Origin of the sequence: Collinsella sp. (assembly GCF_052346665.1) — a bacterium.
Classification (GTDB): Bacteria; Actinomycetota; Coriobacteriia; order Coriobacteriales; family Coriobacteriaceae; genus Collinsella.
Window position 1 is genome coordinate 26,089 of the sequence record NZ_DAWDUX010000002.1, and the last position, 5,062, is coordinate 31,150.

Consider the following 5,062-nt stretch of genomic DNA (forward strand, 5'->3'; position numbering starts at 1 on the left):
AAAAACGGGATCACCGAGCAAGGCCACCCGGCCTGGGTTTCTCAGGTGCCCCAGATTGCCCTGAAAGAGGAGGGCGCACGCTTTGCGTGCAGCGCCCGACGATTGAAGGGCAAGGTGGGGTGCCTGAGGAAGCCAGTCGCAGGCTACTCTGTCCTCGCGACCTCGACGATCTTGTACGCCTCAAGAATGTCGCCGACCTTGATGTCCTGGAACTTCTCGATGCCAAGACCGCACTCGTAGCCCCTCTTGACCACATTGACGTCATCCTTGAAGCGGCGCATGGAGCCGAAGGCGCCGTCGAATACCACGACGCCGTCGCGCACGACGCGCACCTTGTCGTCGCGGCTGATCTCGCCCTCGGTGACCATGCAGCCGGCGATGAGGCCCGCCTTGGGCACGCGGAACGTGTCGCGAACCTCAGCGGCACCGGTCTGAACCTCTTCCTCCGTGGGCGCAAGCATACCGATGCGGGCAGCGTCGATATCCTCGATAGCCTTGTAGATGATGGAGTAGGTCTTGATCTGGATGTTCTCCTTCTCGGCCGCGTCTCGCGCCTTGGGCTGCGGACGCACGCCAAAGCCGATGATGATGGCGTTCGAGGCAGCGGCGAGCGTGACGTCGGTCTCGGAGATCGCGCCGACGGCGGAGTGGATGATGTTGATACGGACCTCGGACTGATCCATCTTGCCGATGGAGTCGGCGAGCGCCTCGATGGTACCCTGGGCATCCGCCTTGACCACCAGGTTGAGCTCCTTGAGCTCGTTTTGGCTCATCTCGTCGAACAGGGTCTCGAGCGTGACGTGCTTGACCTTGTTCTGCTCCTCGATGCGGGCCTTGAGCGAGCGCTGCTCGGCGAGGTCGCGGGCATCGCGAGCGTCCTCGAAGACGCGGAACTCGTCGCCTGCGGCAGGCACGGAGTTGAGGCCGAGGATCTCGACGGCGTCGGAGGGGCATGCGGCATCCTTGTGCTCGCCATGCTGGTCGAGCATGGCGCGGACGGAACCGTAGCTCATGCCGGCGACGATGGTGTCGCCCACGTGCAGGGTGCCGCGCGTGACGAGCAGGGTCGCGACCGGGCCGCGACCGCGGTCGAGCTTGGCCTCGATGACGGTACCGGATGCGAAGGTGTCGGGATTGGCCTTGAGTTCGAGGACGTCCGCCTGCAGCAGGATGGTCTCAAGCAGCTCGTCGATGCCTTGGCCCTTCTTGGCCGAGACGTTGACGAACATGTTCTGACCGCCCCACTCCTCGGGGATGATGCCATACTCGGTGAGCATCTGGCGGACCTTGTCGGGGTTGGCCTCGGGCTTATCGCACTTGTTCACCGCGACGATGATCGGCACGCCAGCCGCCTTGGAGTGGTTGATGGCCTCGATGGTCTGAGGCATGACGCCGTCATCGGCGGCGACCACGAGCACGACCACGTCGGTGATCTTGGCACCGCGGGCGCGCATGGCGGTAAAGGCCTCATGGCCAGGGGTGTCGACGAACGTGATCTGACGACCGTTGATCGTAACCTCGGAGGCACCGATGTGCTGGGTGATGCCGCCGGCCTCGCCGCTCCACACGTTGGTGTGGCGGATGGCATCGAGCAGGCTCGTCTTGCCGTGGTCGACGTGTCCCATGACGGTGACCACGGGCGGACGCGGCTTGAGGTCCTTGGGATCGTCATAGAAGCTGAAGGAGTTCTCCTCCTCGGCCGTGACGATACGCACCTGGCGACCCAGGTCGTCGGCGACGAGCTCGACGAGGTCGTTGCTCATGGTCTGCGTCATGGTGAGCGGGGTGCCCAGCAGGAACAGGCGCTTGATGATGTCGTTGGCGGAGACGTCGAGGGCCTCGGCGAGCTCGGCGACGGTCACGCCCTCGGAGACCTTGACGGCGTCGAGGTCCTCGGGATTGATGCCCTGAGCCAGAGCCTCCTCGATCTTGCGCTCCTCGGCTGCGGCTGCCGCCTCGGCCTGGCGCTTCTCCTTGCGCTTCTTGCGGCGACCGGAGGACTCGCGGGAAGCCTCTTCCACGGCAGCGCGGGCGTCGGCCAGCACCTTCTCGCGGCTGTACTCCTCCGCCTCGCGAGCCATACGAGCGTAACGATCCTCGCCGTCATGGGTGTCGTGCACGGAACCCTTGCGACCCTTCTTGCCACCCTTGCCGGCTTTCTCAGGCGAGGGCGGGAAGTTGTCGGGCATATTCGCCGCGGGTGCGGAACTGCGGCGGCGGCTGCGCGTCGGAGTCTCCGACCCCTTATCGGATGAGGTGTTCGCACCACGGTTGCCACGACGGCCACCGCGCTCGTTGCGAGACTCGTTCGCGGGCTTTGCAGCCTCGGCTGCCTTCTTCTCCTTGAGCACGGCCTCCTGCTCGGCGATCTGATCGAGCAACGAACGGAAGCGCATACCGGAATCGGAAGCGGGGACGGCGCGGCGCTTGGCCTCAAGCTCCGCCTCACGAGCAGCCTTCTCGGCCTCCTCCTTGGCACGACGCTCGGCCTCCTCCTTGGCGGCACGGACGGCCTCAGCGGCGGCCTGGGCCTCCTGGGACAGGCGGCGCTCCTCCTCGCGACGGGCCTCGGCGGCGAGGCGCTCGGCCTCTTCCTTGGCGGCGGCTTCGCGCTCGGCGGCACGGGCGGCCTCCTCCTCGGCGCGCTTAGCGGCCTCGACCTCGGCGGCGCGCGCCTCGATCACGGGAGCGAGCTGCTTTTTGACCATGGAGACGAAGGCGTCTTCGAGGGTCGAGGACGCCGACTTTGCCGGGATCTTCATCTCTTCAAGGTGGCCCATGAGTTCCTTGGACGTCATGCCGAACTCCTTGGCCAGGCTGGAAATACGGACTTTCGCCATATCTTTCACCTACCTCTCACGCACATCGACGTGCGCATCTTCAATCAAACGGACTCGGGTGCGCGGACGCGCCTGCAGACTAGATGAGGTCCTCGGCGTTCGCGATGGCATCGGAGTCGGCGCCGTCGAGGGAATCGACATCGTGCACGCCGCAGTAGCGAGAGCCGGGACGGGCCTGGTTGCGGCAACGGATGCCGTCCTCGCTCACGTGCGCGCAGCGCTCGGGCTCGAAGTCACCGGACTCCTCGTCAATCAAGTCCTCGACCACGGGCTCGGGAGCAAGCGGGACGTTCTTGAGGATGTCGGCGGCGAGGGTCTCGCTCTTGATGTCGATGTGCCAACCGGTGAGGCGCGCTGCGAGGCGGGCGTTCTGGCCCTCCTTACCAATGGCGAGCGAGAGCTGGTCGTCGGGGACGATGACGCCAGCGTAGTTCTTTTCGGGATCGATGAGTACGCGGGTCACCTTTGCCGGGGAAAGCGCGTTCGCCACGTAGACGGACGGGTCCTCGTCCCACAGGATGACGTCGACGCGCTCGCCGCGCAGCTCGCCCACGACAGCGCGGACACGGCTGCCCTTGGGACCCACGCAGGCACCCACGGGGTCGAGACGGTCGTCGAGGGAGTGGACGGCGACCTTGGAGCGCTGACCAGGCTCACGAGCGATGGACTTGAGCTCGACGGTGCCCTCGTACACCTCGGGAACCTCCTGCTCGAACAGGCGACGCATGAGCTCGGCATGGGTGCGCGAGATCACGATCGGCGGGCGGGAATGCTCACCGCGCACCGGAGGCAGCGTGGAGTTGGGGTCACGGACGTCGACGATGACGGCCTTGAGGTGCTGGTTGTGCAGATAACGCTCGCCGTTGGGGCGCTCGTTGCGCTCATCCGGGTAGCGACGCTGGTCAAAGTGGGGCAGCTCGGCCTCAACGCCATCGCGAATCTTGACGATGGTGAAGTCGGGCGTGGACTGCAGAACGGTGCCGTTGATGAGGTCGCCGACGCGGCCGGAGAACTCCTCGTAGATCTGCTCGCGGGCGGCGTTGCGCACGATGGCGTTGATCTCGGCCTTGGCGGTCTGGGCGGCGAGGCGGCTGACGTCCTTGGGCGTGACGTCGATCTCCTCGTACTCGGTGAAGTTGCCCTCCTCATCCATGGAGTCGTCGATGGGCTCGAGACGATACACGTAGATCTTGCCCGTGGCGCGGTCGATGGTGACCTTGGCGCCCCAGTCGAGCTTGAGGACCTTGGCATAGGTCTCGGCCAGGGCCGCCTCAAGACGGTCAAGCAGGTAGAGCTGATCGATGTGCTTTTCCTGGCACAGAAGCATAAGTGCTTCCATCATGGTCATATCGGCGTCTGCCATCTTACTTCCCTTCCTTAACGCCCTTGAAGTCGTAAACGGGCTTCAAAGTGCACTTCTTTACATCGTCATAGGAGATAGTGGCGGCGTCCTCGCCCTCGGGTTGGATGGTCACGGACGCATCGTCGGCGGCCGCGATGACGCCCTTGTACGAGCGGCGGCCCTCCATCGCGGTGGTGGTGAGCTCGACCTCCTCGCCCTGGAAGCGGACGAAGTCGCTGGGACGGCGCAAGGGGCGCTTCATGCCCGGGGAACTCACCTCAAGCGTGTAGGAGCCCGAGATGGGGTCGAGGGCCTCGACGGTATCGGAAACCCATGCAGTCTGCGCGGTGACCTCGTCGAGGTTGATGGGGTCCCCCTCGAGCTTGTCCAGGCGTACGCGGACGCATGGGGCCTTGGTAGCTCCCACGATCTCGACGTCAACCACATCGATGCCGTGCTCGGCGGCGCGGGCCTCCAGGGCGTCGATGATGTCCTGCTCGAGCTTGCTCTTGACCATGCAACACCTCTCCTTCATGAAAAGGGAGCGCGGGCGAACCCGCACTCCCTTCACGTGACAACTTCATTTGCTGCTGCACTATAGCACATCCCCAGCGTATGGGGCAATTTTGCATCGCCGGAGAGCTCTTTTGGCGTCTACTTCACCACAAGATTTACAAGTTTACCCGGCACGCAGATGGCCTTGACAACTGTTTTGCCCTCTATGTGCTTGGCAGCGGCTACCTCCGCGGCTGCCTGCATCGTCGCGGCGTCGGCACCGGCGGGCACCATCACGCGAGCGCGCATCTTGCCGAGCACCTGAACGGCGATCTCGATCTCGTCGGCGGCAGCCTCGGCGGCATCGAACTCAGGCCAAGGGGCG

4 protein-coding genes are annotated in these 5,062 nt (G+C 64.8%); all 4 read right to left on the bottom strand.

Translation table 11 applies throughout. The annotated features are described in order from the left end of the window. Positions 1 to 143: 143 nt before the first annotated feature. Positions 144 to 2,840 (bottom strand): translation initiation factor IF-2, encoded by a 2,697-nt coding sequence (gene infB, locus ACT8II_RS00720; protein WP_443812789.1) that lies wholly within the window; start codon positions 2,838 to 2,840, stop codon positions 144 to 146. 79 nt (positions 2,841 to 2,919) lie between these two features. Further along, the gene (gene nusA / locus ACT8II_RS00725; protein ID WP_302742805.1) at positions 2,920 to 4,203 is read right to left on the bottom strand and encodes a transcription termination factor NusA; all 1,284 of its coding nucleotides are present in this window, start codon (positions 4,201 to 4,203) and stop codon (positions 2,920 to 2,922) included. A gap of 1 nt (position 4,204) precedes the next feature. Continuing rightward, entirely contained in the window at positions 4,205 to 4,699 is a 495-nt protein-coding gene (gene rimP, locus ACT8II_RS00730; protein ID WP_294124011.1) for a ribosome maturation factor RimP, read from the bottom strand. Positions 4,700 to 4,836: 137 nt separating this feature from the next. Continuing rightward, on the bottom strand, positions 4,837 to 5,062 hold a 226-nt coding region (locus ACT8II_RS00735; protein ID WP_443812790.1), incomplete at its 5' end, for a hypothetical protein.

Bases quoted from the DNA above. Each gene is read 5' to 3' on its own strand.
- infB (WP_443812789.1), bottom strand. From the start codon at position 2,840: ATGGCGAAAGTCCGTATTTCCAGCCTGGCCAAGGAGTTCGGCATGACG.
- nusA (WP_302742805.1), bottom strand. From the start codon at position 4,203: ATGGCAGACGCCGATATGACCATGATGGAAGCACTTATGCTTCTGTGC.
- rimP (WP_294124011.1), bottom strand. From the start codon at position 4,699: ATGGTCAAGAGCAAGCTCGAGCAGGACATCATCGACGCCCTGGAGGCC.